The following is a 24317-nucleotide window of genomic DNA, read 5'->3' as shown; positions in this document are numbered from 1 at the left end:
TTATTTATCGTTGATAATACAAGAGAAAAAAGTTCTATGAAAAAATCCACTTTAGTATTGAGTGCAGTAGCATTGAGTTTGGGAATGGCGTTAAGCCCGATGTCAGCCAGCGCGGCTGAAACGGCATCGGCTGCGACTAGCCAGCAGCTACCTAGTCTGGCACCCATGCTGGAGAAGGTGATGCCATCCGTTGTCAGCATCAATGTGGAAGGTAGCGCGACGGTGAATAACAACGCGCGTATGCCACAGCAGTTCCAGCAATTCTTTGGCGATAATTCGCCTTTCTGTCAGGAAGGATCGCCTTTTAGCGGTTCACCGATGTGTCAGGGCGGCGGCGCCAACGGCCCATCGAAAGAAAAATTCAAAGCCTTGGGTTCTGGCGTCATTATTGATGCAGCCAAAGGTTACGTTGCGACGAATAACCACGTAGTAGAAAACGCAGACTCCATCCAAGTTCAACTGAGCGATGGACGCAAATATGACGCGAAAGTGATCGGTACCGATCCACGTACAGATATTGCGTTGATCCAGTTGAAAGACGCTAAAAACCTGACGGCGATTAAAATGGCCGACTCTGATGCACTGCGCGTGGGTGATTACACCGTGGCCATTGGTAACCCATATGGTTTAGGTGAAACCGTGACTTCAGGTATCGTTTCTGCGTTAGGGCGCAGTGGCCTGAATGTCGAAAACTACGAAAACTTTATCCAGACGGATGCGGCAATTAACCGTGGTAACTCCGGCGGTGCGCTGGTGAATCTGAACGGCGAATTGATCGGGATTAACACCGCAATTCTGGCACCGGACGGCGGCAACATCGGTATCGGTTTCGCGATTCCAAGCAACATGGTGAAAAACCTCACCGGCCAGATGGTCGAGTTTGGTCAGGTGAAACGCGGTGAACTGGGGATTATGGGCACCGAGCTGAACTCTGAATTGGCTAAGGCCATGAAGGTGGATGCACAGCGTGGCGCATTCATTAGCCAAGTGTTGCCGAAGTCTTCTGCGGCGAAAGCAGGCATTAAAGCCGGTGACGTTGTGGTCTCTCTAAACGGTAAAGCGATTTCCAGCTTCGCTTCATTCCGCGCTGAAATCGGGACTATGCCAGTAGGCAGCAAGCTGAAACTTGGCCTGATCCGTGACGGTAAACCAATCACGGTTGACGTAACCTTAGAGCAGAGCCAACAAAGCCAAGTGGCGTCAAGCAATGTCTTTGCCGGTATTGAAGGTGCTGAGTTGAGCAACGTGACCACCGGTAACGTCAAAGGCGTTAAGGTTGATAACGTGCAGAAAGGTTCAACGGCGGCACGCGTTGGTTTGCAGAAAGGCGACATCATTCTGGGCGTGAACCAGCAGCCAGTCGCTAACTTGGGTGAACTGCGTAAGATTATGGATTCCAAGCCACCGGTTCTGGCACTGAATATCCAACGTGGTGATAATTCACTGTATTTGCTGATGCAGTAATCGCTAAAAAATATGCAAGAAAAAGCCGCCTAAGGGCGGCTTTTTTATATCTGAAATCGAGCGTTGGCGTTTTAGTGCGCGCCACCACCGCCACCGGCGGTTGAGAACGGTGGGCGAGCAAACCAAATCAGTACCAGCAGGGCGAGGAATACGCCCGCAGAAATCCAGAATATCTCGTTGGCCGAAATAATCAGACCTTGCGCGGTAATTTCATTTGCCAAATAGGCTGACGCTTGCTTGCTGCTCATGCCCAGCTTTTCCAATTCACTGTATGTCTGCTGCGCTATTGGATTGTAAGGGTTCACCGATTCCGTCAGCTGTGAATGGTGCAGCGCTTCGCGGCGCGTCCATAGCGTCGTGGTAATCGATGTTCCGATAGAACCTGCCAGTGTACGACAGAAGTTACTCAGGCTCGAGGCCGCCGCCAAACGTTCTGGTGGAAGACCAGAAAGGCTGATGGTGGTCAGTGGCATAAAGAAGCACGCCACCGCGAAGCCCTGAATAAACTGTGGCCACGCGGATGCGCCAAAATCCATGCCGGGTTCGAAGGTATAAGCACGCCAGTAGAAGCACACTGCATACATAATGAAGCTGAACGTCACTAGGCGGCGCATATCCAATTTCGGCGCAAACTTACCAATAATTGGTGAAAGCAGTACCGGAATCAAACCGACAGGTGCAGATGCCAAACCGGCCCACGTTGCGGTATACCCATAGACCTCTTGCAGTAACTGAGGCAGCAAAACAATGGCGCCAAAGTAGAGCATATAGGCCAAGCTGATACACAGCACGCCGATGGTAAAGTTTCGCATCTTAAAGAGCGACAGATCGACGACCGGATGGTCATCGGTAAGCTCCCAGACCAGCAAGAAGCACAGCGCTACCACGGCGACAACCGTCAGCACGATGATCTCGGTGGAGTTGAACCAATCGAGCTCTTTACCTTTATCCAGCATGACCTGCAAACAGCCCACGCCGAGTGCCAGAAGTACTAGCCCCACCGTATCGATAGGTTTGATCTCGGTTTTGGTTTCACGTCCTTTCAACGTAGACATCGCGACCAGCGCAACGGCAATCCCTAGAGGGACGTTGATAAAGAAGATCCAGCCCCAGTGATAGTTATCACTGATATAACCACCCAGAATCGGTCCACAAATCGGCGCGACGATCACGGTCATTGACCACATCGCCAACGCCATACTTCGCTTCGCTGGCGGGTAGTTACTGAGCAAGAGACTTTGTGAAAGCGGGATCAGCGGGCCTGCGACAATCCCCTGCAAAACGCGGAAGAAGATCAGCATTTCCAGACTAGAGGAGATCCCACATAGCCAAGACGCGACGGCAAACAGGATCGTCGACCACAGGAATAAGCGAACTTCCCCGAAGCGTTTTGCTAGCCAGCCGGTGATCGGAATCGAGATGGCGTTTGCCACCCCGAATGATGTGATCACCCAGGTTCCCTGCGAGTTAGATGCACCTAGGTTCCCGGAGATCGTCGGGATCGCCACGTTGGCAATCGTCGAGTCCAGAACCTGCATAAAGGTGGCCATTGCTAGCGCCACCGTCATCCATGCAAGCCGTGCGCCCTCAAGCGGTTTTTGTTGCACGTTAACCTCTGCCGTTTTTAGCTTGCGTTAGCCTGAATGATCTCGGCAATCACTTGATTCACCGGATCCAGATTCAACGTCAGGACATTACTTTCGTATGCAGGCGTTTTACGTACGGTATTTGCCAACACTAAACCGTCGGCATTTGCGGTATCAACCGTCACCAGCGTAGACAAACCGATACGTAGCGGATGCTCGGCAATCTGTTTCGCATCAAGCTCAATACGTACAGGCAAGCGCTGAACCACTTTGATCCAGTTGCCGGTCGCATTCTGGGCAGGTAACAGAGAGAACGCGCTGCCAGTCCCCATATCCAAGCCGACGACCTTACCTTTATAAACCACGTCGTCACCGTACATGTCACTCACGACGGTAGCCGATTGGCCAATACGCATACCGGCTAACTGAGTTTCTTTAAAGTTGGCATCGATCCACAGTTGGTTATCAGGAACAACCGCCATCAGCGGGGTGCTTGGCGTGATTTGGGCGCCCACTTGAACACTACGGCGTGATACATAGCCGGTAATCGGGCTGCGAATCTGAGTACGTTCCAGTGCCAGCCATGCATCACGAACCTGTGCTGCAGCCTGTTGAATGGCCGGTTGTTTTTCTAGCGGCGTATTCAGAATCAATGCCTGATTAGCGTTGTATTGCTGAACGGCGACGTCTAATGCGGCTTTCGCACTTTCAACGGCGTCTTGCGCGTGTTGCAGTTCTTCACGGCCAATGGCGTTAACGCTGCCTAAAACCTGGCGGCGTTTATAGTCATCGGTCGCTTTATTCAGCTCGGTTTTACGCAGCTGGATGTTAGCTTGATACTGTTTGCTATTAATAATCAGCTGGTGGGTTTGACGAACGCTGTTTGCCAGCGCGGTTTTGGCTTTTTCATACGCCTGCTCAGCATCGGTACGATCGAGCGTAACCAGAATATCACCGGCTTTCACCAGATCGGTTCCGTCGAAATAAACCTTGGTTACGCTGCCGGAAACCTGTGCACTGATCTGCACCTGATTACCGGTGACATACGCATCGTCAGTTTCCTGATGATGACGCAGAACGAGGAACCAATAAGCCAAATAGGCAATGCCAATAACAACAAAAATGACGGTCAAAATCGTGAGCCACGTTTTACGCTGTCTTTTTTTGTTTGAAGGTTGCTGCTGAGTGGTTTGAGCTGCCACGCTTTCGCTCATGTGTATCTCCGCCTTACTAAAATATTATGCTTTTGAATTCACAGCTGGGGCTTGGTAGCCGCCGCCAAGTGAACGAATAAGTCCAATTTTTGCCTGCAACAGATTATTTTTGGCATTCAGTTCTGCCTGTTGCTGTTGTAACAGTTGAGTTTCGCTGTTGAGCATCGGAAGACGTCCTGTCAGCCCGCTTTGGTACTGAGCCTGTGCTACACGGTAAACCTGCCCCGTAGACTGCGAAGCGCCCTGTGCCTGCTGATACATTTGGTTTGCGCTTTGTTGCTGTGTAATCGCATCAGCCGCATCTTGAACTGCACTAAGGATAGTCTGGTTATAAGATTCTACCGCCTGATCGTATAGCGCTGATTCTTCACCCAATTTGCTCTGTAGTGCACCGGCATGGAAGATTGGCAGCGAAATCGCTGGCGCTAAATTCCATGCTTTACTCGCGGCCTCAAGCAATGTGGGGTTGGTGCCTTTGAAGTTGGCGGTGGTAAAACCGGCAAAACCACTGATGGATACGCTTGGATAGAAGTCTTTACGCGCCGCCTGAACGCTTTGCTCATACGATTCGACTAACTCACGTTGAGCCGTGATATCAGGGCGTTGACCTAGCAGATTGATGGTTAACTCAGTCGGTGGCGTGAGCAGATTGCTATCTGGCAAAGCAACGCGCTGGAGATTAGATTTTCCGGCGGCGCTTTTCCCTGTCAACGCGGCAATTTGATGAGACAGCAAATCAATCTGCGTCTGGATTTGTGTCACGAGCTGGCGATTGATATCTACCTGTGCCTGCGACTGTTGCCACACTTCAATGCCGATGACGCCCGCGTTGTATTGTTGCTCATTAATTTCAGCCAATGCTTGATAGGATTGGATCTGCTTATTGAGCAAATCCTGCATCGCATAGTCACTTTGCAATTGATAATACGCAGACGCAATGGCAGATGTCAGAGATAACGCCGTTTGCTGCTGTTCAGCGTGAGCGGCATTCACCTGAGCTTTTGCGGCATTCACCTGATTGCGATATTTCCCCCACCAGTCAAACTCATAGCTAAAGCTTAAGCCCAAATTATTGGTGGTTTCATACAGCGGCTGTGGATTGGGCACGTTAGGCGCCAGCGGCTGGATCGTGTTCTTGGAGAAACGATCGCGGCGGCTATTGGCGGTTAAATCCAAATTAGGGCCGTTGGCCGAGTTCGCCATGCCTACCGCGTTCTCGGCTTCACGTACGCGTGCCGCCGCCTGTTTCAACGTCGGCGCATTTTTCAGGGCGTCGGTCATCAACGCATTAAGCTGCGCGTCGTTGGCTGCCGTCCACCAGTTAATACTCACCGCTTTGACGGTGTTCGTCGGCGTGGATAACTGCAATTGCTGTGAGTTCAGCAGTGAAGACTGCGGTTCAATATTATTAGTTGATGCGCAGCCCGCAAGCAGAAGCATCGTAGCGAGCACAGTCATTTGCCTACGAATAGGGAATTGCATGGTTAATACCTGACGATTTAGAGCCCGACGCGATTACTGCGTTAGGCCAGATTGTTCCATTTCTTCGATGCGACCCAGCAGCTTGCGCGTTAGGGTTTCGAGCTGTTGTTGCTCATCCGCACTTAGAGTAGACCATAAGAAATGCAGGCATTTGTGCTGCGGAGGAATAATTTCCCCGAGGAACGCTTCACCGGCTTCGGTTAGGTGTAAATGCAGGCAACGGCGATCGCTGTCACTTTCTTTACGTTCGATCCAGCCGCGTTTTTCTAACTCATCGGCAATGCGAGTCGCATTGGTACGTGATGAGCCTAACGCCGCGCTCAGTTCAGATGGCTGAATACTTTTGCTCTCTTGCGCATCCAGCGTGATCAGAGCCATGAACAGTGTTTCGTTAATCCCTTGTTCTTTTAGCATTTTGTTGCGATTTTCCAACAATTTGCTTTGCATGTGCATACACAGGCGCGTCAATAAAATTTCTTGATAAGGGAAGTCTTTTTGACGGAGCGCGCGTTGCTTCAGCATTTCCTCAATATGAGTGATAGAACTTGACATGGGCATAACCTCATTAGTTTCGGGCGGTATAGTAACTACAGGGATTAATAATGTAAATAATCTAACACATAAATAATTAGCAGTAATTGTTATTAATTGCTGTTAGAAACATTATCCATAAAAATAATTTGATTGGTTAATATCACTTAGGCGAAATCACGTGAACATCATCATCATCTTAAAAACCAGCCCAAAAGTTACTGCGCCGGATAGCGTTGACATGATGATGCTTTGTGAGCGGTAGAAGCACACTCCAAGGGCAAGAAAACCGCACAGGGTAGGAATCAGCCGCTCATGTTGGGCTAAGATCTCGGGTGTGCTAGAAACCACCAGCAACGCGCAAATTGAGGCGATGCCAATATTGTCTAAAAGAAGGGCGACAATGCCTTGTTTAGCCGTATCGCTTTTGCGTGCACGTCCAAGTCGCAGTGGTAAGTAACGAAAGAGAAAGTTCGCACCACCAACAACTAAGCTAATCGTGATCACCGTTGAGTCCATCGCGAGGCTGCTGAAGGAGAAATTACTTATCATCGCAAACCTCTGAGAGTGACTGTGGTTTAGGGCTAAACAATGAGGCGATACAACCAGCTGCGATACCGGCCAAAATGGAGGCAGGTATCGAAAAAATAAGCAGTGCGGCCAAAGACGCAGCGATGGATGCAACTACCGTAAAACTCTGCTGACGCTTAAAAGAAGCCAATAGAAAGCTCAAAAAGAGCGCAGGCAACATAAAGGTAAGTGAAGCTTCTATAGCTGGATAGGCTTTCAGCGGACCATTGCCGAAAACAGCGCCCACTGCGGTGCCAATTACCCATGAGAGCCATGAGCAAAGCGCAATGCCGATCATCCAGTTTTCGCTCCACTGGCGGTTATCACGCATGAGCTTGCTGGTGGCGGCGGCAAATACTTCATCAGTTAGGCCAAATGCCCAGAGCGCGGTTTTCCCTGGACTCATTTGAGTGATGATGCGATGGCGTAGCGACGGGCCATATAGAATATGACGAATATCCATCGCCATAACGGTGAGTGCTGAAACCCATAACGACATCCCCGCGCTGAGCAATGCGGTGATCACAAATTGACTGGCACCGGCATAGATGACGCTGGAAAAGAAAATGCTCTCGAGCGGAGAGAACCCGAGCTTTACCGCGGTTAAACCGAAAGCAAAGGCGACGGGAAAGTAACCAATCACAATAGGCAGGCTATCTACGACGCCTTCTTTAAATGTCGATGGCGTGGCAACAGGCTCTGCGGCTTGTTCAACAGAAGTATGAGTTTGCATTTTTGAGTCGTTATTTGATTGGATTAGAGACACTACAAACGTATGAATCGTTAAGGCGATCACATTATCAGACTGTATACATGCATGATAGTCCCGCGGATAATTAAAATGAAAAATAACTATTCGCAGGCTAATTTATGTGCATTGTATATATACAGATGAGGATACATAGCAGAAATAACTATGCGCCCTCGCAGTGATGAGCTTAGGGCGAAATATTCTGAGGTTGGCATCGAACTAGTCGTGATCCGACGAACCATCCATATAGTAGACGTTGCTATTGGCTGCACCGCCTTCTGTAGATAATGCCGTGAATCTTGCATTGTAGCGCAGACGATAGGCCGCCATCTCATTAGGGTCTGGTTCAAGTTCGCGCAAAAATGTTAGGGCTAGACGCACGTGCTTATGGGTAATTTCAGTGGGCAGATGGGCTTTGCGCAGAACTGAACGCCAAAACGTTAAGCTTTCATCTGATTCATCGACGATAAATGTCTGATAAATAAGCAACACGCCTGCGGCATTGCCCATATGTGATTCATTATTCTGCAGCAGGTAGCTGATAAACTCTCCACCTGCTGTTTTCCCCATCTGGCTCAGCATCGACTCAACATACACCGGCTCAATGTTTAATCGCTTCGTCAGCGATTGGGATGCGCGTCGCGCATCGGAGTTCAGCACCCGAAAGCCGACAATAAATACCACCACTAGCGTTGCCAGCATTAACCAAATCATGGAGAGCCCTATCAAGAAAAGTGAGTGACATCATAATGGCAAAAAACGCTGCCGCAAAATAATCACGTCATAGATGTCGTTCTTAAAGATGTTGAGTAACGTTTGTGGGGCATTTGCTTAAAAATAATGTAATTGAAGATATCAAACTGCTAGGGTGGATAAGCTTGCAGCTCGTATCATAGATGAAGATGGCCTGCAGAACTCTAGATTTTTGCCTGTGAGTACATTTAGCTTGGCCATCCTTGCCGAGTAACTAGGTGATAGTTGTATTCGAACAATCTCGGTATTTTAATAAGCGCGCTCAACAACCACATTTATTGCCTTAATTCCTGTGGTTTTCGGATGATTAGACCAAGCATTATATTCATGTTCTATATCTCCAGTTAATATCCATTGATATCCTATCTCCTGGCAAATTTGTATTGCATTAAAAATAATATATTGCCATTGGGTATCAGTTTTTTTTATAACAAAGCTATACTGGTTATCACTCTGGATAATGTTTTCAACATTTGCTGTGATGTTTTTTATTTTATTTAGAATGATAAGTTTCTTCTTCTCATCACGTGACGAGAAGAAACACTCAATTTTAATAGACATCATTTATGAGTTACTCTTCCGGTTAAAATTATGTTAATATGATTAATGTTTATTGTTTTATAGGGTTTTATTGAAAGTTTAACGAAATATAGTTTCTCATGTTATTTTATTAGCAATATTATTTAATTTGTATTTAAAGTGTTTACTTATCGAATACGACGCGAAAATTTTTATTTTTACTGCATGTGTTTAAAAACTGAATTCCGGCTGTTCTATCTCCATTTAAAGACATGCATCCAAATCCTACGTCTTCGTGTGGGTAAACAGCTATATCCTTATTTATGTAAAAGCATATATCTCCAATGATACCTGAATGGCACATCATTATTTTTGATAATTCTATGAAGATGTTTTTATCAAAATAAAAGTTAAGTGCGCTAGCCGGTAATGGAATATCTCCATATAAATAACTCTCGTAGCATGATGTGATCGGCAACAAAACACCGCTTTCTTTCATTTTTTCATAAATTACATTGTATTTATTAATGATTTCATTGTTTCTCTCTCTTTTGTCATCAAAAGATAATGCTGTGACTATGATTATATCTTCATTTTCTTTTTTGAAAAAATTCTTAAAAATATCTAAAGATTGGTCTATTAAATTGACTGAGAATTTGCTCTTTCGTTCAAAAAAACCAATCCAATTTGGAGAGGAACTAAATGCTCCAAAATTGAATTCATTTAATGATAGTGGTTTATTTGTCAATTTTGATGATTTGTCCATTGCTCATACCTAATGTTATCTTTCTACTTTTTGTAGGCGCGGTTTTACCTATACCAACTTTCCATTCACCACTCTTATCACTATGAGCGGTATTGCTTTTACTCCAGATTTATTCCATATATTTATTTCGATAATCACCTCCCTTAATCCTAACGAAATCCTCTGGATGGGTGCTTGGTGTTCTTAATATATCCCCAATATTTGAATTATTAACTTTTTGTTTGGCAGCGCCAACATTTGGACACCCATCCAACCCCAACGGGTCCACCCAACTCAGTGGGCTTGGCACATAGGCGTAGGCATTAACGCCGCCGGCTAATCCTATCGGGTCTGGCGATAAATACCGCAGGGCTGAGACATCATAATAGCGATAGCGGTTGTAAGACAACCCGCTTTCTTCGTCGTGATATTGTCCCTGAAAACGCAGCGGCTGCGGGATGTGGTTAGCGAGGGTGAAAGCCTGTTGTCCGTAGGCGTGGTACACCGCGCTCCACACGATTTCACCGCTGGGGGAAACGAGCTCCTGCGGCGTGCCGAGATGGTCGTTAATGTAGTAAAACACTTTGGTATTTTTGCCACGTCCGCCGAGCATCGCTAGCGGGCGAAAGCTGTTACCGTTAGGCTCATAAACATAGCTGCGGCAATTAGTGGCATCGGTGTGCGGCTCGGGGCCGAATGCGCTGGGATGCCCGCCGGGGCAGGCGAGCTTTTCGTCACACTCAGAGATGAGGCGGTCGTCTTGCCAGAAGAACAGCCGGCTTTCGCCCGTGAGCACATTGTGTTTACGAACGCGTCGGCCAAAGCAATCATAGTCGTAGGTAAACGACGTTATTTCATTGCCGTGGCGGGTTTCCCGAAAGCCAACCAGCCGATGCTCTCCGTCCCAGCGATAATGGCGCACGGCGTATTGGTCAGAACCATAGCTGTCTTGAATGCAGTTGCCATATTCATCGTAGCGATAGTGATGGCTACCGAGCAGCGTGAGTCGGTTACCGGTGGTGCGCTTCAGCGCCAGAAGCTCCGGTGACGCCGAAGCACCCAACACGTTATGAGTCGCATCAGGGGCAAATATTTCGTTGTGGCCCGCGTATCCCGTTTGAAGCAGCGCCGGTGTCGGGCGATAGGTTTCCTGCGTGAAGCGCCCGCGCACGTCGTGGCTGAAGGTTTTGCTGCCTTTTTGCTGGTCGGTGATGCTAGCGAGATTACCGACGGCATCGTAGGTGTAATCGCGCTGCACTAGCAGGTTTGGTTCGCCCTGACGCTGTACCTGCTGACGTTGCAGGCGTTGTAGCGGGTCATGAATAAACTGACTCACCAGTTCGCCGTGGCGGCGGGTGATTTCCTGCCCGTTGCGCCAGCCGTGTTCGGTGAGTAATTGCCCGTCGAGGTCGATACGGATAGTGCGCCCGTTATGGTGCAGAAAATCGAGCTGTTGGCCGTCTGGCAGGCGCATCTGGGTGAGATTACCCGCGGCATCATACGCATAATGTTGGCTGGCAAAACATTGGTGCTCCTGCGTGAGTCGCCCGCGTTTATCATATTGCCAAGCCAGCGGCCACACCGTATCGTCGGCCAGATTGAGACGCCCAAAACCATCGTAGCCGTAGGTCACAGTGACGCCATCCGGCGTGGTTTTACTGCTGAGTCGACCGACGACATCCCGTTGATAGGTGGTGACTAATGAGGTGTTGTCGCTCAGGCTATCGCCATATTCAGTACGCTTGGCGACGCTGCCGCTGGCGTCGTACTCCCAGCACAGTCGCCGCCCGTCAAAGGTCTGCTCCTGACTGACGAGGCCACCCGGCGTGTAGTCAATGTGATAACGCTCGTGACGGGCGTTGATAATATCGCTGACCTGCCCATGAATATTGTCATAGCGATATTCTTCGCTGGTGCCATTTGCGTAGATGATGTGTTTGAGCAGGGTAGAGTGGGGCAGATACTCGAACTGGGTTTGATTACCCAGCTCGTCTTGTTCGAGCGTGATCTGATTGTAGGCGTTGTATTGCCAGCGTTTAGGTTATTTATTTACTGGTTTAGAGAGCGGTGCTATTAAAATTATATAACTTATCTTAGGTTGGGTTTTATATCAGTTTTAGAGTTGATGGCGTAATGAAGGTAAAATAGCCGAAAAGAATACACACTCTTTTCGGCTTTTCCTTCTCACGATGTAGGTATTTCCCAAGAGAAGTCGAAAGCTAATAAACCCGCTTCTTCTACGCGCTGTTTGAATTTGTCAGTGACAAAAACCCAGCGGATGCTTTCCTCAATAGAGAATAGGTATTCATCAGAGATGTTTTTAGCTATCAGAACCGGTCTTTCGACAATGAGTCCACGTTCTGCTTCCCTGTATTTCGATTTCTCTTTATCAAAACAGCCAGATAGCGGGTTGGTCGGATAGTAACCGAGGAATTTTTTCTTTTTGCTTTCGGTTATTACGGGTAGCACCTGCCCTCTAGGTAAGAGAATATCCTCCAATGCGTTGATTGCAGTCTCACTAAACACAAAAAACGGAGATAGCATGCTGCTGAAATCAAATTGGAAGTTTTTTTTCCCCGTATCACTCCTACATTGTTTAAGTACAACTGGTTTTTCATTAGAATAAAAACTCTTCCATTGCTGATCCATAATTTTGTCTACAATAGTTTCCTCAGTTTTTGGATATTCTTCTATAAACAAACAAAAATTCTCCATGTCAGATTTTAGTTTATATATTTTTTTCATTTTAACACTGTTCCCCATTTATCATTACGTTTTGCAGATAGAAGAATACTCCTAATTGCTCCAAGCTCCTCAAGTACCTGAGCTTTACCTCCACGCCTATCAGCTTCTTTTATTCTTCCATATATATCAGCAATATGGCCATTGGGATGTTTCCCATCATGCTTTATCCCTGGCAAACCATCGGTATTATGGCGGCTTGGCAAAAATACCCCGTTATCTGCACCATTAATATCTATTCCGTGTTTATTGAGTATATCTCTGGCTGGCCCAGCCGATGGGGCTCTTTCTGGAACAATATGATGCGCTTCGGAGTTGGCGGGTCTTGGTATCCCCGCTTTTTCCATTGCCCTAGCTAACTTACACCCATTTAACCCCAACGGATCCACCCAGCTCAGTGGGCTTGGCACATAGGTGTAGGCATTAACGCCGCCGGCTAAACCTATCGGGTCTGGCGATAAATACCGTAGGGCCGAGATGTCATCGTGCTTCCTAATTCCTTGCTCTATAGGGAGTTGGACAGTGAGGTATATACCGTTTAGTTATTTAGACCAACGATTGTCTAAATATGGAACAATACTATCTATAAACATAAATTTCGCGATGCATAAAAAATTTAAATTTTTATTATTAATAATAAGTCTTGTGTTATTTTCAATTGCATCAATAACTGGGGTGCATTCAAATCCTATTTTTTGGCCATCAAATTTTAATGTCGAGACCTCGGTGAATGTTAATGTAAGTGCTAAAGTATTGAATTTATTTTTTTCCCATTTTTCAGGTGTGAGTGATGGTAGGTTTTTAATGTTAAATCCTAGTGTTAATCTTGATATGTCATGAAAAATGAATTTATCAAGTTCTATTTCAGACAAAGAAAGCTCGTTATTAAACATATAGGCGATTTTTTCTTTTCCATGTGCATTTTCAAACCACATAATCATTCCTCTCAAGGGAAACTGTAATGTTCAGGTAAATTCTTGAGACTAATGTTCCTTGAACCATGTCCCGTTTCATAGTCATATTCTCTAGGGTTAAAGTGAGGCCCTTGATTTCCACTGGTCCCTGGTGGGCCATATATATGGCCTGTTGAGTGTTCTTGTATTACAATTTTAGAACCGTCAGGGCGAGTGAAATGATATTCTCGTGTTGATATAGGTTTATGCTCTGCATCCATCACCTGATGACCATTCTTATCAGTCATTGGCACTTTATTAATTGCATCAGGCTGTTGACCCATTGGTATCCCCGCATCTCTTTTTGCTGCTCTTAATGCCGCACTCCGAGATTCAAAATCCGGACACCCATCCAACCCCAACGGATCCACCCAGCTCAGTGGGCTTGGCACATAGGCGTAAGCATTAACGCCGCCGGCTAAACCTATCGGGTCTGGCGATAAATATCGGAGGGCAGAGACATCATAATAGCGATAGCGGTTGTAAGACAACCCGCTTTCTTCATCGTGATATTGTCCCTGAAAACGCAGCGGCTGCGGGATGTGGTTAGCGAGGGTAAATGCCTGCTGTCCGTAGGCGTGGTACACCGCGCTCCACACGATTTCACCGCTGGGAGAAACGAGCTCCTGCGGCGTGCCTAAGTAGTCGTTAATGTAGTAAAACACTTTGGCGTTTTTGCCGCGTCCGCCGAGCATCGCCAGTGGACGAAAGCTGTTGCCGTTGGGTTCATAAATGTAAGTGCGAACCGAGAGGGCATCGGTGTGCGGTTCGGAGCCGAATGAGCTGGGATGCCCGCCGGGGCAGGCGAGCTTTTCGTTACACTCAGAGATGAGGCGGTCGTCTTGCCAGAAGAACAGCCGGCTTTCGCCGGTGAGCACATTGTGTTTACGGACGCGTCGGCCAAAGCAATCATAGTCGTAGGTAAACGATGTTATTTCATTGCCGTGGCGGGTTTCCCGAAAGCCAACCAGCCGATGCTCGCCGTCCCAGCGATAATGACGTACGGCGTGTTGGTCAGAACCATAGCTGTCTTGAATGCAGTTGCCATATTCATCGTAGCGATAGTGATGGCTACCGAGCAGCGTGAGTCGGTTACCGGTGGTGCGCTTCAGCGCCAGAAGCTCCGGTGACGCCGAAGCACCCAACACGTTATGAGTCGCATCAGGGGCAAATATTTCGTTGTGGCCCGCGTATCCCGTTTGAAGCAGCGCCGGTGTCGGGCGATAGGTTTCCTGCGTGAAGCGCCCGCGCACGTCGTGGCTGAAGGTTTTGCTGCCTTTTTGCTGGTCGGTGATGCTAGCGAGATTACCGACGGCATCGTAGGTGTAATCGCGCTGCACTAGCAGGTTTGGTTCGCCCTGACGCTGTACCTGCTGACGTTGCAGGCGTTGTAGCGGGTCATGAATAAACTGACTCACCAGTTCGCCGTGGCGGCGGGTGATTTCCTGCCCGTTGCGCCAGCCGTGTTCGGTGAGTAATTGCCCGTCGAGGTCGATACGGATAGTGCGCCCGTTATGGTGCAGAAAATCGAGCTGTTGGCCGTCTGGCAGGCGCATCTGGGTGAGATTACCCGCGGCATCATACGCATAATGTTGGCTGGCAAAACATTGGTGCTCCTGCGTGAGTCGCCCGCGTTTATCATATTGCCAAGCCAGCGGCCACACCGTATCGTCGGCCAGATTGAGACGCCCAAAACCATCGTAGCCGTAGGTCACAGTGACGCCATCCGGCGTGGTTTTACTGCTGAGTCGACCGACGACATCCCGTTGATAGGTGGTGACTAATGAGGTGTTGTCGCTCAGGCTATCGCCATATTCAGTACGCTTGGCGACGCTGCCGCTGGCGTCGTACTCCCAGCACAGTCGCCGCCCGTCAAAGGTCTGCTCCTGACTGACGAGGCCACTTGGCGTGTAGTCAATGTGATAGCGCTCGTGACGCGCGTTGATAATATCGCTGACCTGCCCGTGAATATTGTCATAGCGATATTCTTCGCTGGTGCCATTGGCGTAGATGATGTGTTTGAGCAGAGTGGAGTGGGGTAGATACTCAAATTGAGTTTGATTGCCCAGCTCGTCTTGTTCGAGCGTGATTTGGTTGTAGGCGTTGTATTGCCAGCGTTTAATCTGCCCGTTGGGCCAGCGAATAGCCACCAACCTGTCAGCGTTATCCCAAGCAAACTGCGTGGCGTTAGGCGACAAGTTTGAGTCTGACGCGTGCGGCGGGCGTTCGCCCTGAAAAACTAACCGACCTTGCTCATCATAACGATAATGAGTAACGACCCCATCGCGCGCGGTATGCTCAAATACCTGACCTAGCGCGTTAACGCTAAAGGCCTCATAGCTATCATCAGGAAAATGAATTCGGGTTAAGGCGCCTTCATTTGACCATGCGTACTGAGTGGTATGTCCTTCAGCATCAATATAATGGCTCACATTGCCGTGCTGGTCATAGCGCCAGCGCTCATGGTGTTTGGCCAGACCATCGGCGCTTACATGGATTTTTTCAATTCGATGCCCGCGAGAATAACGGTAGCGAAGCCACTGTCCATCCGGCAGATGTTCAGCGATGACTTGGTTGTCACGGTTATAGCTGTATTGAGTTTGCTGCCCGAGCGGATCTGTGGTGCTCAGTAATTCGCCCTGTGTCCCGTAGTGATTCTCCGTGGTGCCGCCATCAGCGGTGATGCTTTTGAGCAAACGTGCGGTACGGATATCGTGCTGCCAAACTTCTTGGTTGCCGTCTTCATAACAGACCGTGACGCAGCCATTTGGAATATCCCACTGATAGCTGCGGTCGAGATTAGGCAGATTGCTCCAATGGCGTATTGCTCGCGCCGATTTCCCTTGCCCGTCCCATTCCCAATAAAACTCTGCGCCGCCGGCTAATTGTCGTAGGGTAAATAGGTAATCGTCGCGGTAGGCGTAGCGTTCGGTTTCACCCGCTGCATTAATCGCAGCACAAAGCTGCCCATTGGTATCGTACTCATAGCGCATATGGACGAAATATTTATGCCCCGTATCAGGCATCAGCGCGTGGCAATTGTGTACGCGTACCACGCTGGTCAGCCGTGTACCGTGAGGCGTTTTGCTATAGCGAAGCTGCAACGCTGCACCTGCCGGATTATCTAATCGCGTTGGCAGCCCATTCTCGTAGTGCAGATTCAGGTGCTGTTGCTGGTTAGAAAAACCCGTTATCAGGCCATGTTCACCGTTGGCTGCACGCTTGACGTGCATCACCCAGCCTTCTAACGCAGCGCAGGACAATAAATATTCATCGCCGCCGCTGCCCAGCCAAACGGCCGCTTTACCTATAGGGTTAACGCCGCTAGGGATCTGTTGGTCGGGAAGTGGCAGGGTGGTTGTTAGGTTTTCGTGGTTTAGCCAAATGATGTGCTCATCGGTAAACCGAACGCTATGTTGCAGGCTGTGGCTCCATCCATAGCCAAATACGGAATCACACTCAACAGAACTACTGCGGTACTGACGAACAAAGCTGAAAGGGTGAATACCAAGCAATGAAGCATCTTCTAGTCTGAGAAGCTCTTCACCATTAACCATGGAGACGGGGCAGCCGTTGCTCTCTGTGCAGGTGGTGTTATTTTCAGGGTTGCCGTTGCTATCTTCCGAAGGGCTGTTATGTGTTTTTCGTTCATCTTCAAGTTCAGTATGGTTATTAGAACCAAGATTAGTTTCTTTATCTGCGCCCAGTTTGGCGTTGGTCTGGCGAATATGGTTTTTTTTGCGTGAGGGCGAGAAAAACTTGCCTACCAGTTCGAAAATAGAGGAAAGGATTTTATTCAGTGCGATCCACACCTCTTGAACGATTTTTATGCCCTTAGAAACCAGTTTTCCTAACTTGGAGGCTAAAAATAGGACACCTACCGGAGCGGCGACCAAAGACAGCAAGGCACCAAAAATAACTCCGGAAAGAATATCGCCAATCATGCCTGCAATAGAGGCGAGTAAATCACCGAAAGGAAACATTCGTAGGCGTAGCATCGCGGCGCGGGCAAACAGATAAAGCGCTGCTTCATCGTTAAAGAAGGCCATAAGATCGCGAGCGAGATCTTTGCTGCCGTTCAAGATACCGTTGATATCCGGTATGCCGAGATTTCCGATACAGGCCATGACACCGCTGGCTTTTTGGCCGAGGGCTTCGGCGCTGGCGACAGGATCGGAAATGATGTTGTAGGCTACTTTGGTGTCGTCCCACAAATCGGTCACGCTGCTGCATAAACCCGTCGCAAAAGCTTCAGCTATCGATGTCGCGATGGCGCTCAGCGTCCATTGCGGTTTTTCGCTGGCCCACGAGGCGGATAGCTGTGCAAAGATATCCTGTGACAACACGTCATAGGCGGCCAACATCTCTTGATTATGTGACTCGAGGCTATCGTCGAGCGTGCGGGCGTAATACCTTTCTCCTGGCGTGAGATTGTCAAATTCGGCCTTGCCGTCGGCATCTGTTTTCTTGGTTCCAACTTTGCTATCGGGGCTGAATTTAGCGTTGTGAAACAGCTCAACGTTGACATCGGGGATCGGTAAATCCAGCGTAGACTCATGCTTGATCACCACGGTGATTTTGCGATTTTTTGGACAAACAATGGCGGCGCTAAGGGATTCAGAATCATTTTGTGAAGCGGTTGTGCTGGTGCCGTTAATGCTAATAACACGCTCCATTTCGAGCGTTGGGCCGCCGAACGCGCCTGAAATTGCGCTCTCTTTTGCCCACTTAGTAACGCAATCACGATAATCCTGAGTGATGAGCGTATTATTTTTAAACATCGCCAGTTCTTCATCGATACTGGCAACGTATTCAGTCAGTAAGTCCATGTGTATCGTCCGTGAAATCAATCAAAGCATGTAGTTAAGAGGTCAGTGAAGCTAATAGCGCGGCCATTAACTGGTCGATTTGTCCTGAATGCAGATCGCTGTAGCGACATAGCTGCTCGGCTTTGCGGCGCAGCAGTGGCTCTGGCACTGCGCTGTATATTTCAGGGTGGTTTTCGCGCAGCAACTGCATGAGGTTGTGCACCAATGGCGCTGGGTTTTGTGCGAGTATCTGGCTGAGCAAAGGCTGGGGGACGTGCCACCATGGAGAGGAATGCAGCGGATAGTCCGCAGGCAGCGTAAAGGTAAACGTTTTTCCAGCCACCCAGTAGTTGGAGAAAACCGGCAACACGTAGCGCCAGTCATCGCCTAAAAACTCAAGATGCGGGCGAAAATAACGCTCATCCCAATAGCGGAAAAAAACCGTTTGGCCATTCGGCATGAACACCTGCGTCAGGCCAGTTAGATGCTGCACGATGGTTTCTTCAGGCAAAGGAGAAAGCGCTAACCAGCCCCAGCCCGGTTCAGCCTGATTTTTAACCCATGATAAAAAAGCGCTGTAGGGAGAAAGCTCAACCAGCATAGGCATCACGGGATACCAGTTGGCATAAGGCGTACCTGCATACAATCCATCGGGGGTACGCCGCCCGTCGAGTTTGTAATAGGCTTTTAATCCTGCGGTGCCGTTGGTGCTAGCCAGCACGGCATAAAGACGCGAGCTACTGGTTGAGGTGTTGGCTATCCATTCAGCGACGTCGACGTGAGGATCCTGCGGCTTTCCTTGCATATCACAGACCTGTATTTCTTAAATTACATCCATGCCCAGCCAGTGCTGAAAATTACGTAGCTATCCCTATCCATCGGTAGCTAAGTTTTTAAAAGCGAGGGCGTTTTTTTGATGGATTAATATAACTGTTGGAACTGACGAAATGGGATAATTTTTTGTAGGTTATTTAAGTTTAACTAACTGTATTTTATGGTTTAATTTGTTTTTAAATTTAAAAATAAGTCGGGCTAATGTTTAGGGGCGGTAATGGGTTTTAGGTATAAATATGAGGAAGGATAGGCTTGTTGTGCTAGCGATATCATCTGGCAACAAACAAGCCTAATGTTCTTTGCTATCTCTCATTCGACGTGTGCAGCGGAACGATTACCACCGGCGTGGGTTTCACTTTCATGGCGCTCATCACGCCGATGACCAAGCACACCACACCGGCCAGCGTCAGCAGCGGAGGCCATTCGTGTCGCCAGATAAAGGCATAGCTCAGACCCGCAAGGGTTTCAAAAACGATTAACGGCCCGACTTTAGCGGTTGGCAGACGTTGGCTAGCTTGATTCCAACAGAGTGTTCCCAGCCATGAGCACAGCAAACCGATAGTTAGCATTAGGCCAATAAATACCGCCGGACGTGGGCCAAATGGCATAGGGAAATCATCGGCGGTTATGGCGGAATGCCCCCAAACCAGCAAATATCCCACCACAGCCAGCGGCAGCGTCACTAATCCCTGCGCGGTGGCCCACGTCGTAGGGCTTTTATCGGGATGCGTGCGTAGCCAGCTTGCATTACGCATCGGATACCACGTCCAGCACACCACGCCGATAAAGGCCAAGATCAAGCCGGTGATGTAACGGAACATATCAGTGGGTGCGTGCGCGCTCTGTAATTCAGCCACGTTGACGCATCCCAATCCTAAAGCAATTAACAGCAGCGAAGGGGCCAGATGCCGCCACGATAATTTCCCGTCCCGATGGCTATATTTCAAGTTTGCGCTTACGGAAATCACTACTGGTAAGGTGCCTATAATCATGGTGCTGACCGGTGCGCCCGTGCGTTGGATCGCACTGGCTAAGCACAGGTAATAAATGAAATTCCCCACGATGGTGAGCTTCAGAGCTTCAATCCAATCGCTGCGTACCAGCTGACGTAGGCGGTGGCGATCGTGCCACGCCAGCGGCAGCGCAATCAGGCCGAAGGCCAGATAGCGTCCAACGGATTGCAAACTGGCAGGGTATTCCGGCACGATAAGCGGCCCCACGAAAATCAGCCCCCACATCAGCCCTGCGGTCAGCGCGTATAGCACGCCTATTAACATCTTTCATAACTCTTAAAAGGGATTATGCAGCAAGTCTAGAAGGCGAAAGGAAAAGCGTCTTGTAGCAGATTGCTGTTTAGGTAAAAACAGTAAAGAAATTAGCGTACCTGTTTTTGATAACGAGCGGGTGTGACGCCGTAAAAGCGGTTAAAAGCACGGGTAAGATGAGCTTGATCGGTAAGGCCAACGGCGGCGGCGACCTGTGCGGGCGGTAAGCCTCGGGTCAACAAATTTTTAGCCTCATACAGTCGATAAGCCATTAGCATTTGCTGCGGAGTGACATGGTACTGCGCCTTAAACTGACGCAAAAAATGATAGGGGCTGAGATCGACCAACTGTGCCAATTCGGGCAAGGTCATACGCTGATCTAAATGGGCACGGAGATATTCTTTTACCGGTGTAAAACGCTGCGGAGCATCAAGTTTAAGTGTCTGTGGTGCCTTGGCCCAATGGCGCGTTAATGTCAGCAGTTCACTCAGTAAGCTTGATTGTGCAAGGGGTTCATCGTTTTGCCATAGGGCGTTTATCAGCGAAGTGGTGGTTCGGGCAAACTGAGGATGATGATTCACCGCGTCGTTAAACCACCAGCCAGATTCACCGCTCACTTCAGCCAAAATTTCGGGCGTGAGATAAATCATCCTATAGCGCCAGCCACCTTCGGTACCTGATTGGCCGGTATGCAGTTCGTCTGGGTTCATCAATACCAACGAGTCCGCTGGCGCAACGTGGTTCACACCCCGATAACGAAAACGCTCGGCACCGTACTCAATCGCGCCAATGCCATAGGCCTCATGCGTATGCGGCTCAAATTCATGATGCTCAATATGCGCTCGATACACCTCAACGCCGGGCAAGTGGGCGAAGTGTTTAAACTGGGCGCGATCTCTATCATCAATAAATTGGGCTGGAACGCCGTGCATAAACAGTCTCTGGTCTACAGACGATGGTAATGAGCGAGGGATGAGTAGTAACTATAGCGGAATTAGACGTGCTGAAAATAAAAAAGCAGACCAAAGGCCTGCTTTTGCATTTATCAAAAGGAAAAACTAGTGACCAGAAGTTTGTGATTGGCGACAAGCTTCAAACAGGAACCACACGCGGCGTTCGGTTTGATCTACCCAGTTTTCAATCAGGCTGGTGGTTGAAACATCATTATGTTCGCTACACACCACATGCGCTGCACGCAGTTCTGCGGCCAGCAGCTTGTTGTCTTCACACAGTTCAGCCAGCATATCCAGCGGCTCAACGTACTCGGCGTTGTTATCTTTAATGCGCTGCATTTTAGAGATCTGGCCGATAGAGTGCAGGGTCATGCCACCGACTTTACGTACACGTTCAGCAATTTCATCGGTCATTGCGAATAGCTCTGCGCCTTGTTCGTCCAATAGCAAATGATAGTCACGGAAGTGTGGACCGCTCATGTGCCAGTGGAAGTTTTTAGTTTTTAAATAAAGCGCATAGATATCAGCAAGGATGGCGTTCATTGCACCGCTAATGTCTTTGGTGGCCTCAGCGCCCAAATCACTTGGGGTGGCTAGAGGAGTGAACTGACGTTTTTTTGCGTCACCGACTTTGCTTTTTTCCAGTTTTGGTGTGCTCATCTTTATCATCTCCTAAAGGTCTTGATAGATTCACAAATTGCCGTCTAGTAACTGTTTAGTACCGAGTCAGTATAGATCATCCTCACAAAATTAGAGTTTTATATGTATGACAATTGTTGCTTATCATGTACGTGAATGTGTACGCTTTTGGCAGCTCTGCCGATCAGCACACACCCCCTAAGGTGGTATGCAGCAGCCTAACGTGAGGATAAAAAACAAGAATATTGTTTACGCGCATCGCGTGAATTATTTTTTCTGGGTCATGAAGGTGCGTATCGAGTAACAAACCTACCACGCTGCCGCTGTGCGCGACGTTCAAACCGAATAAATCGTGCTGCTCAACAATTTCTACAATGTCATTAAATGCCGGTTTGGGCAGCAAAGCTTGGCTGGCTTGGGCGCTTAGCGTGGTGGCTGCGCCGATTTTATGGCGGTTGTTTTCCCGCATTCCTTCGGTGAGCAACCGATGCGCCTGTTTCAACTGCGGCGCATTTTCCTGCAACAGCGCTTGGCGTGGGCGGCGATGATAGTCTTCGGTGCGCAAACAATCCGGGCTTTCCAACAACAATATGTCCCATTCAGGGCATCGTTCATGCAACGGCGTTTGCGTTAGTGCCTGTTGATGATCGAACAGCGTCGGCGCTTGAAAAATCGTGCTGTCGGTCGGTTCGATGCCAACGCACAGCGACGCTAATTCTTTTTCAGTCAGTTGCATACCAAAGTGACGCGCGGTCGCTATCGCACAGGCAGCGATGTCTGCTGTGCTGCTGGCCATCCCTTTGGCTACGGGAATAGACGATTCAAACTCAATGCGTAACCCAGCTTCAAGCGAAGGGGGCAGCGACAAATGCTGTAATACCGCGCGCAATACCAAGCGCATTCGCGTGCGCTCGGTAGGTAACGGTGCCCCATCACTCACCGCCACCGTGCTAAACCAATTCACAGGACAAGAGACCAGCTTTTCGCCGCCTTGGATCCAGCCTTGAATTAACTCACCGCACGACGCGGGACAGCGAGCTTCAGCCATGATGCAGAATCTGGGTTAAGGCGGCGAGCAGGCGATCGTTGTCCTGCTGGCTTTTAATTGCCACGCGATAATAATTGGCGTTTAGCCCCGGATAGTTGGCGCAGTGTCGGATCAAAATATGGTGTTTCAATAGCGCCTGCTGCAATGCGAGCTGGCTGTCGGTACAGCGTATAAAGATATAGTTAGCGACGGGACGCCATACTTTCAGCCGTGGCAATGCTGCTAGTGCGGAGAACATGCGAGGTTGCTCCTGTGCCAACCAGCGATGGGTCGCTTCAATGTAATCGGTGTCCTGCAAGATAATTTCGCCCGCCAGCGCGGCAAAAGCATTGATCGTCCAAGGCTCTCGTTGCTGCTTCATTTGCGTCACCAACGCGGTATTTGCGCTAACTAAATAGCCCAACCGTAATCCCGGAATGGCGAAAAACTTGGTCAATGAGCGCAGCACATACAGCTGAGGATACTGCGCTAATAAAGGAATAAAGCCGGTTTCTGCAGGGACGAAATCCAGAAAGGCTTCATCAAGTATTAGGGCAATATTCAGCGCGCGGCAGCGGTCGGCGATAGCTAAAAGCAGGTTTTTATCCGGCAGCAATCCCGTGGGATTATTGGGTGTGCATAAAAATAGGCAATCGAGATCGGGCGTCAGTGCATCAAGAATACGAGCATCAGGCTGAAATCCGTCGTCCTCATCCAACGCATAATCAACGATATCGCAGTTTATCCGCGTTAGCGCACGGCGATACTCGGCAAAACCGGGCGTTAATAGCAGTGCTTTGGCTGGATTCAGTTGGTTAATTAAAGCAAAGATCAACTCGGTTTCGCCATTGCCTGCCATCACCCAAGACTCTGGGCAACCATGGTGCTGAGCCAGCGCCGCGTGCAGCTTTCGATACTCCACATCGGGATATTTTTCAGCCACCGACATTTGCTCGATGATGGCGTGCTTAAGCGACTCGGGCATGCCGAGCGGATTAATGTTGGCGCTGAAATCAATGATGTCGTGCGGAGAAACGCCCAAAGTAAGCGCGGTTTCTAGCACGTTGCCGCCGTGCTGACTGCTGATGGCCATAGGTATTCTCACTGGTCCCTAAAAAGTTGAGATATGTTAACTCATTCACACTCCATTCTAGGCTTTTGTTGATCTCACAATGGGTATATCTGTGATGAATGCTTTAACTTATGTACCCAGATCATATATAGAAAAGTATAAATACAGGTTTTTGACGCGCCGTAAGGGCGTCAGGAAGGAGGTGCGTATTGTGAAAATACAATTCCTCCGCAGCCCCCGCTGCTGTGATGCCGACGAGCCCACAAGACGCCACTGATGAACATCGGGAAGGTGTGGGTAAGGATGACGCTAAGCCAGAAGACCAGCCTGTAAAAAACCAATATTGGGGTATCAACATCTATTTCAGCTCCTTCGGTGGGAAGTGAGTTGTCATTATTTCCCTGCATGC

Annotated in this window: 21 protein-coding genes, 1 pseudogene and 1 riboswitch; of the genes and pseudogenes, 1 reads left to right on the top strand and 21 read right to left on the bottom strand. The window is 48.9% G+C overall.

The features are described from left to right. Positions 1-36: 36 nt before the first annotated feature. A complete protein-coding gene (gene degP / locus RSC70_RS10575) occupies positions 37-1464 on the top strand; it encodes a serine endoprotease DegP (RefSeq protein WP_025800454.1) in 1428 nt (475 codons plus the stop codon). A gap of 71 nt (positions 1465-1535) precedes the next feature. Here the strand turns inward: degP and emrB are convergent, their stop codons facing one another. The 21 genes and pseudogenes from emrB to cobD all read right to left on the bottom strand — a co-directional run bounded on the left by emrB (position 1536) and on the right by cobD (position 23929). After that, on the bottom strand, positions 1536-3071 hold the full coding sequence (gene emrB, locus RSC70_RS10570; protein WP_040046772.1) for a multidrug efflux MFS transporter permease subunit EmrB: 1536 nt from the start codon (positions 3069-3071) through the stop codon (positions 1536-1538). Between the two features lie 17 nt (positions 3072-3088). After that, on the bottom strand, positions 3089-4264 hold the full coding sequence (gene emrA / locus RSC70_RS10565; protein WP_040046773.1) for a multidrug efflux MFS transporter periplasmic adaptor subunit EmrA: 1176 nt from the start codon (positions 4262-4264) through the stop codon (positions 3089-3091). 24 nt (positions 4265-4288) lie between these two features. Beyond that, positions 4289-5746 (bottom strand): efflux transporter outer membrane subunit, encoded by a 1458-nt coding sequence (locus RSC70_RS10560; protein WP_040046774.1) that lies wholly within the window; start codon positions 5744-5746, stop codon positions 4289-4291. A 33-nt stretch (positions 5747-5779) separates the two neighbouring features. Further along, positions 5780-6298: a transcriptional repressor MprA gene (gene mprA, locus RSC70_RS10555; protein WP_040046775.1), complete on the bottom strand. Its 519-nt coding sequence runs from the start codon at positions 6296-6298 to the stop codon at positions 5780-5782. Between the two features lie 156 nt (positions 6299-6454). Further along, positions 6455-6796, bottom strand: coding sequence for an L-valine transporter subunit YgaH (gene ygaH, locus RSC70_RS10550; RefSeq protein ID WP_040046842.1), 342 nt, complete (start codon positions 6794-6796; stop codon positions 6455-6457). Positions 6797-6818: 22 nt separating this feature from the next. Beyond that, the gene (locus RSC70_RS10545) at positions 6819-7580 is read right to left on the bottom strand and encodes an AzlC family ABC transporter permease (protein ID WP_103009080.1); all 762 of its coding nucleotides are present in this window, start codon (positions 7578-7580) and stop codon (positions 6819-6821) included. A 237-nt stretch (positions 7581-7817) separates the two neighbouring features. Continuing rightward, the gene (locus RSC70_RS10540; RefSeq protein WP_332542377.1) at positions 7818-8312 is read right to left on the bottom strand and encodes a DUF1198 family protein; all 495 of its coding nucleotides are present in this window, start codon (positions 8310-8312) and stop codon (positions 7818-7820) included. Between the two features lie 288 nt (positions 8313-8600). Beyond that, positions 8601-8915 (bottom strand): hypothetical protein, encoded by a 315-nt coding sequence (locus RSC70_RS10535; RefSeq protein ID WP_332542376.1) that lies wholly within the window; start codon positions 8913-8915, stop codon positions 8601-8603. A 139-nt stretch (positions 8916-9054) separates the two neighbouring features. Next, positions 9055-9636, bottom strand: coding sequence for a hypothetical protein (locus RSC70_RS10530; protein WP_332542375.1), 582 nt, complete (start codon positions 9634-9636; stop codon positions 9055-9057). A 109-nt stretch (positions 9637-9745) separates the two neighbouring features. Further along, positions 9746-11248 (bottom strand): RHS repeat-associated core domain-containing protein, encoded by a 1503-nt coding sequence (locus RSC70_RS10525; RefSeq protein WP_442904285.1) that lies wholly within the window; start codon positions 11246-11248, stop codon positions 9746-9748. A 551-nt stretch (positions 11249-11799) separates the two neighbouring features. Further along, on the bottom strand, positions 11800-12360 hold the full coding sequence (locus tag RSC70_RS10520) for a hypothetical protein (RefSeq protein WP_332542374.1): 561 nt from the start codon (positions 12358-12360) through the stop codon (positions 11800-11802). After that, a complete protein-coding gene (locus tag RSC70_RS10515; RefSeq protein ID WP_332542373.1) occupies positions 12357-12704 on the bottom strand; it encodes an AHH domain-containing protein in 348 nt (115 codons plus the stop codon). Before RSC70_RS10515 ends, RSC70_RS10520 begins: the two co-directional genes overlap by 4 nt. Positions 12705-12740: 36 nt before the next feature. Further along, a pseudogene (locus RSC70_RS10510) lies at positions 12741-12836 on the bottom strand (RHS repeat-associated core domain-containing protein); the annotation flags it as partial. A gap of 63 nt (positions 12837-12899) precedes the next feature. Continuing rightward, positions 12900-13292, bottom strand: coding sequence for an Imm50 family immunity protein (locus RSC70_RS10505; protein WP_332542371.1), 393 nt, complete (start codon positions 13290-13292; stop codon positions 12900-12902). An 11-nt stretch (positions 13293-13303) separates the two neighbouring features. Further along, positions 13304-18139 carry an RHS repeat-associated core domain-containing protein gene (locus tag RSC70_RS10500; protein ID WP_332542369.1) on the bottom strand — a complete coding sequence of 1612 codons (4836 nt, stop codon included), beginning with the start codon at positions 18137-18139 and terminating at the stop codon, positions 13304-13306. A 34-nt stretch (positions 18140-18173) separates the two neighbouring features. Beyond that, positions 18174-18923, bottom strand: coding sequence for a DUF4123 domain-containing protein (locus RSC70_RS10495; protein WP_332542368.1), 750 nt, complete (start codon positions 18921-18923; stop codon positions 18174-18176). A 331-nt stretch (positions 18924-19254) separates the two neighbouring features. After that, positions 19255-20229 (bottom strand): DMT family transporter, encoded by a 975-nt coding sequence (locus tag RSC70_RS10490; RefSeq protein WP_130998065.1) that lies wholly within the window; start codon positions 20227-20229, stop codon positions 19255-19257. A 98-nt stretch (positions 20230-20327) separates the two neighbouring features. Next, the gene (locus tag RSC70_RS10485; RefSeq protein ID WP_063585772.1) at positions 20328-21149 is read right to left on the bottom strand and encodes an AraC family transcriptional regulator; all 822 of its coding nucleotides are present in this window, start codon (positions 21147-21149) and stop codon (positions 20328-20330) included. Positions 21150-21275: 126 nt separating this feature from the next. Then, the gene (locus RSC70_RS10480) at positions 21276-21830 is read right to left on the bottom strand and encodes a Dps family protein (RefSeq protein ID WP_025800474.1); all 555 of its coding nucleotides are present in this window, start codon (positions 21828-21830) and stop codon (positions 21276-21278) included. Between the two features lie 163 nt (positions 21831-21993). Continuing rightward, on the bottom strand, positions 21994-22857 hold the full coding sequence (locus RSC70_RS10475; protein WP_282814535.1) for a GHMP family kinase ATP-binding protein: 864 nt from the start codon (positions 22855-22857) through the stop codon (positions 21994-21996). After that, positions 22850-23929, bottom strand: a complete 1080-nt coding sequence (gene cobD, locus RSC70_RS10470; RefSeq protein WP_332542367.1) for a threonine-phosphate decarboxylase CobD — start codon at positions 23927-23929, stop codon at positions 22850-22852. Before cobD ends, RSC70_RS10475 begins: the two co-directional genes overlap by 8 nt. A 128-nt stretch (positions 23930-24057) precedes the next feature. Beyond that, positions 24058-24253, top strand: a riboswitch (cobalamin riboswitch). Positions 24254-24317 lie beyond the last annotated feature (64 nt).

Source organism: Hafnia sp., from assembly GCF_036648275.1.
GTDB classification, from domain to species: Bacteria; Pseudomonadota; Gammaproteobacteria; order Enterobacterales; family Enterobacteriaceae; genus Hafnia; species Hafnia alvei.
Note: the sequence above shows the minus strand (reverse complement) of the source record. Positions and strands in the feature narration are given on the sequence as shown.

Bases quoted from the DNA above. Each gene is read 5' to 3' on its own strand.
- emrA (WP_040046773.1), bottom strand. From the start codon at position 4,264: ATGAGCGAAAGCGTGGCAGCTCAAACCACTCAGCAGCAACCTTCAAAC.
- degP (WP_025800454.1), top strand. From the start codon at position 37: ATGAAAAAATCCACTTTAGTATTGAGTGCAGTAGCATTGAGTTTGGGA.
- RSC70_RS10505 (WP_332542371.1), bottom strand. From the start codon at position 13,292: ATGTGGTTTGAAAATGCACATGGAAAAGAAAAAATCGCCTATATGTTT.
- RSC70_RS10560 (WP_040046774.1), bottom strand. From the start codon at position 5,746: ATGCAATTCCCTATTCGTAGGCAAATGACTGTGCTCGCTACGATGCTT.
- RSC70_RS10520 (WP_332542374.1), bottom strand. From the start codon at position 12,360: ATGAAAAAAATATATAAACTAAAATCTGACATGGAGAATTTTTGTTTG.
- RSC70_RS10485 (WP_063585772.1), bottom strand. From the start codon at position 21,149: ATGCACGGCGTTCCAGCCCAATTTATTGATGATAGAGATCGCGCCCAG.
- cobD (WP_332542367.1), bottom strand. From the start codon at position 23,929: ATGGCCATCAGCAGTCAGCACGGCGGCAACGTGCTAGAAACCGCGCTT.
- RSC70_RS10545 (WP_103009080.1), bottom strand. From the start codon at position 7,580: ATGCAAACTCATACTTCTGTTGAACAAGCCGCAGAGCCTGTTGCCACG.
- RSC70_RS10500 (WP_332542369.1), bottom strand. From the start codon at position 18,139: ATGGACTTACTGACTGAATACGTTGCCAGTATCGATGAAGAACTGGCG.
- RSC70_RS10480 (WP_025800474.1), bottom strand. From the start codon at position 21,830: ATGAGCACACCAAAACTGGAAAAAAGCAAAGTCGGTGACGCAAAAAAA.
- RSC70_RS10540 (WP_332542377.1), bottom strand. From the start codon at position 8,312: ATGATTTGGTTAATGCTGGCAACGCTAGTGGTGGTATTTATTGTCGGC.
- mprA (WP_040046775.1), bottom strand. From the start codon at position 6,298: ATGTCAAGTTCTATCACTCATATTGAGGAAATGCTGAAGCAACGCGCG.
- RSC70_RS10515 (WP_332542373.1), bottom strand. From the start codon at position 12,704: ATGGAAAAAGCGGGGATACCAAGACCCGCCAACTCCGAAGCGCATCAT.
- ygaH (WP_040046842.1), bottom strand. From the start codon at position 6,796: ATGGACTCAACGGTGATCACGATTAGCTTAGTTGTTGGTGGTGCGAAC.
- RSC70_RS10530 (WP_332542375.1), bottom strand. From the start codon at position 9,636: ATGGACAAATCATCAAAATTGACAAATAAACCACTATCATTAAATGAA.
- RSC70_RS10535 (WP_332542376.1), bottom strand. From the start codon at position 8,915: ATGATGTCTATTAAAATTGAGTGTTTCTTCTCGTCACGTGATGAGAAG.
- RSC70_RS10495 (WP_332542368.1), bottom strand. From the start codon at position 18,923: ATGCAAGGAAAGCCGCAGGATCCTCACGTCGACGTCGCTGAATGGATA.
- RSC70_RS10490 (WP_130998065.1), bottom strand. From the start codon at position 20,229: ATGTTAATAGGCGTGCTATACGCGCTGACCGCAGGGCTGATGTGGGGG.
- RSC70_RS10475 (WP_282814535.1), bottom strand. From the start codon at position 22,857: ATGGCTGAAGCTCGCTGTCCCGCGTCGTGCGGTGAGTTAATTCAAGGC.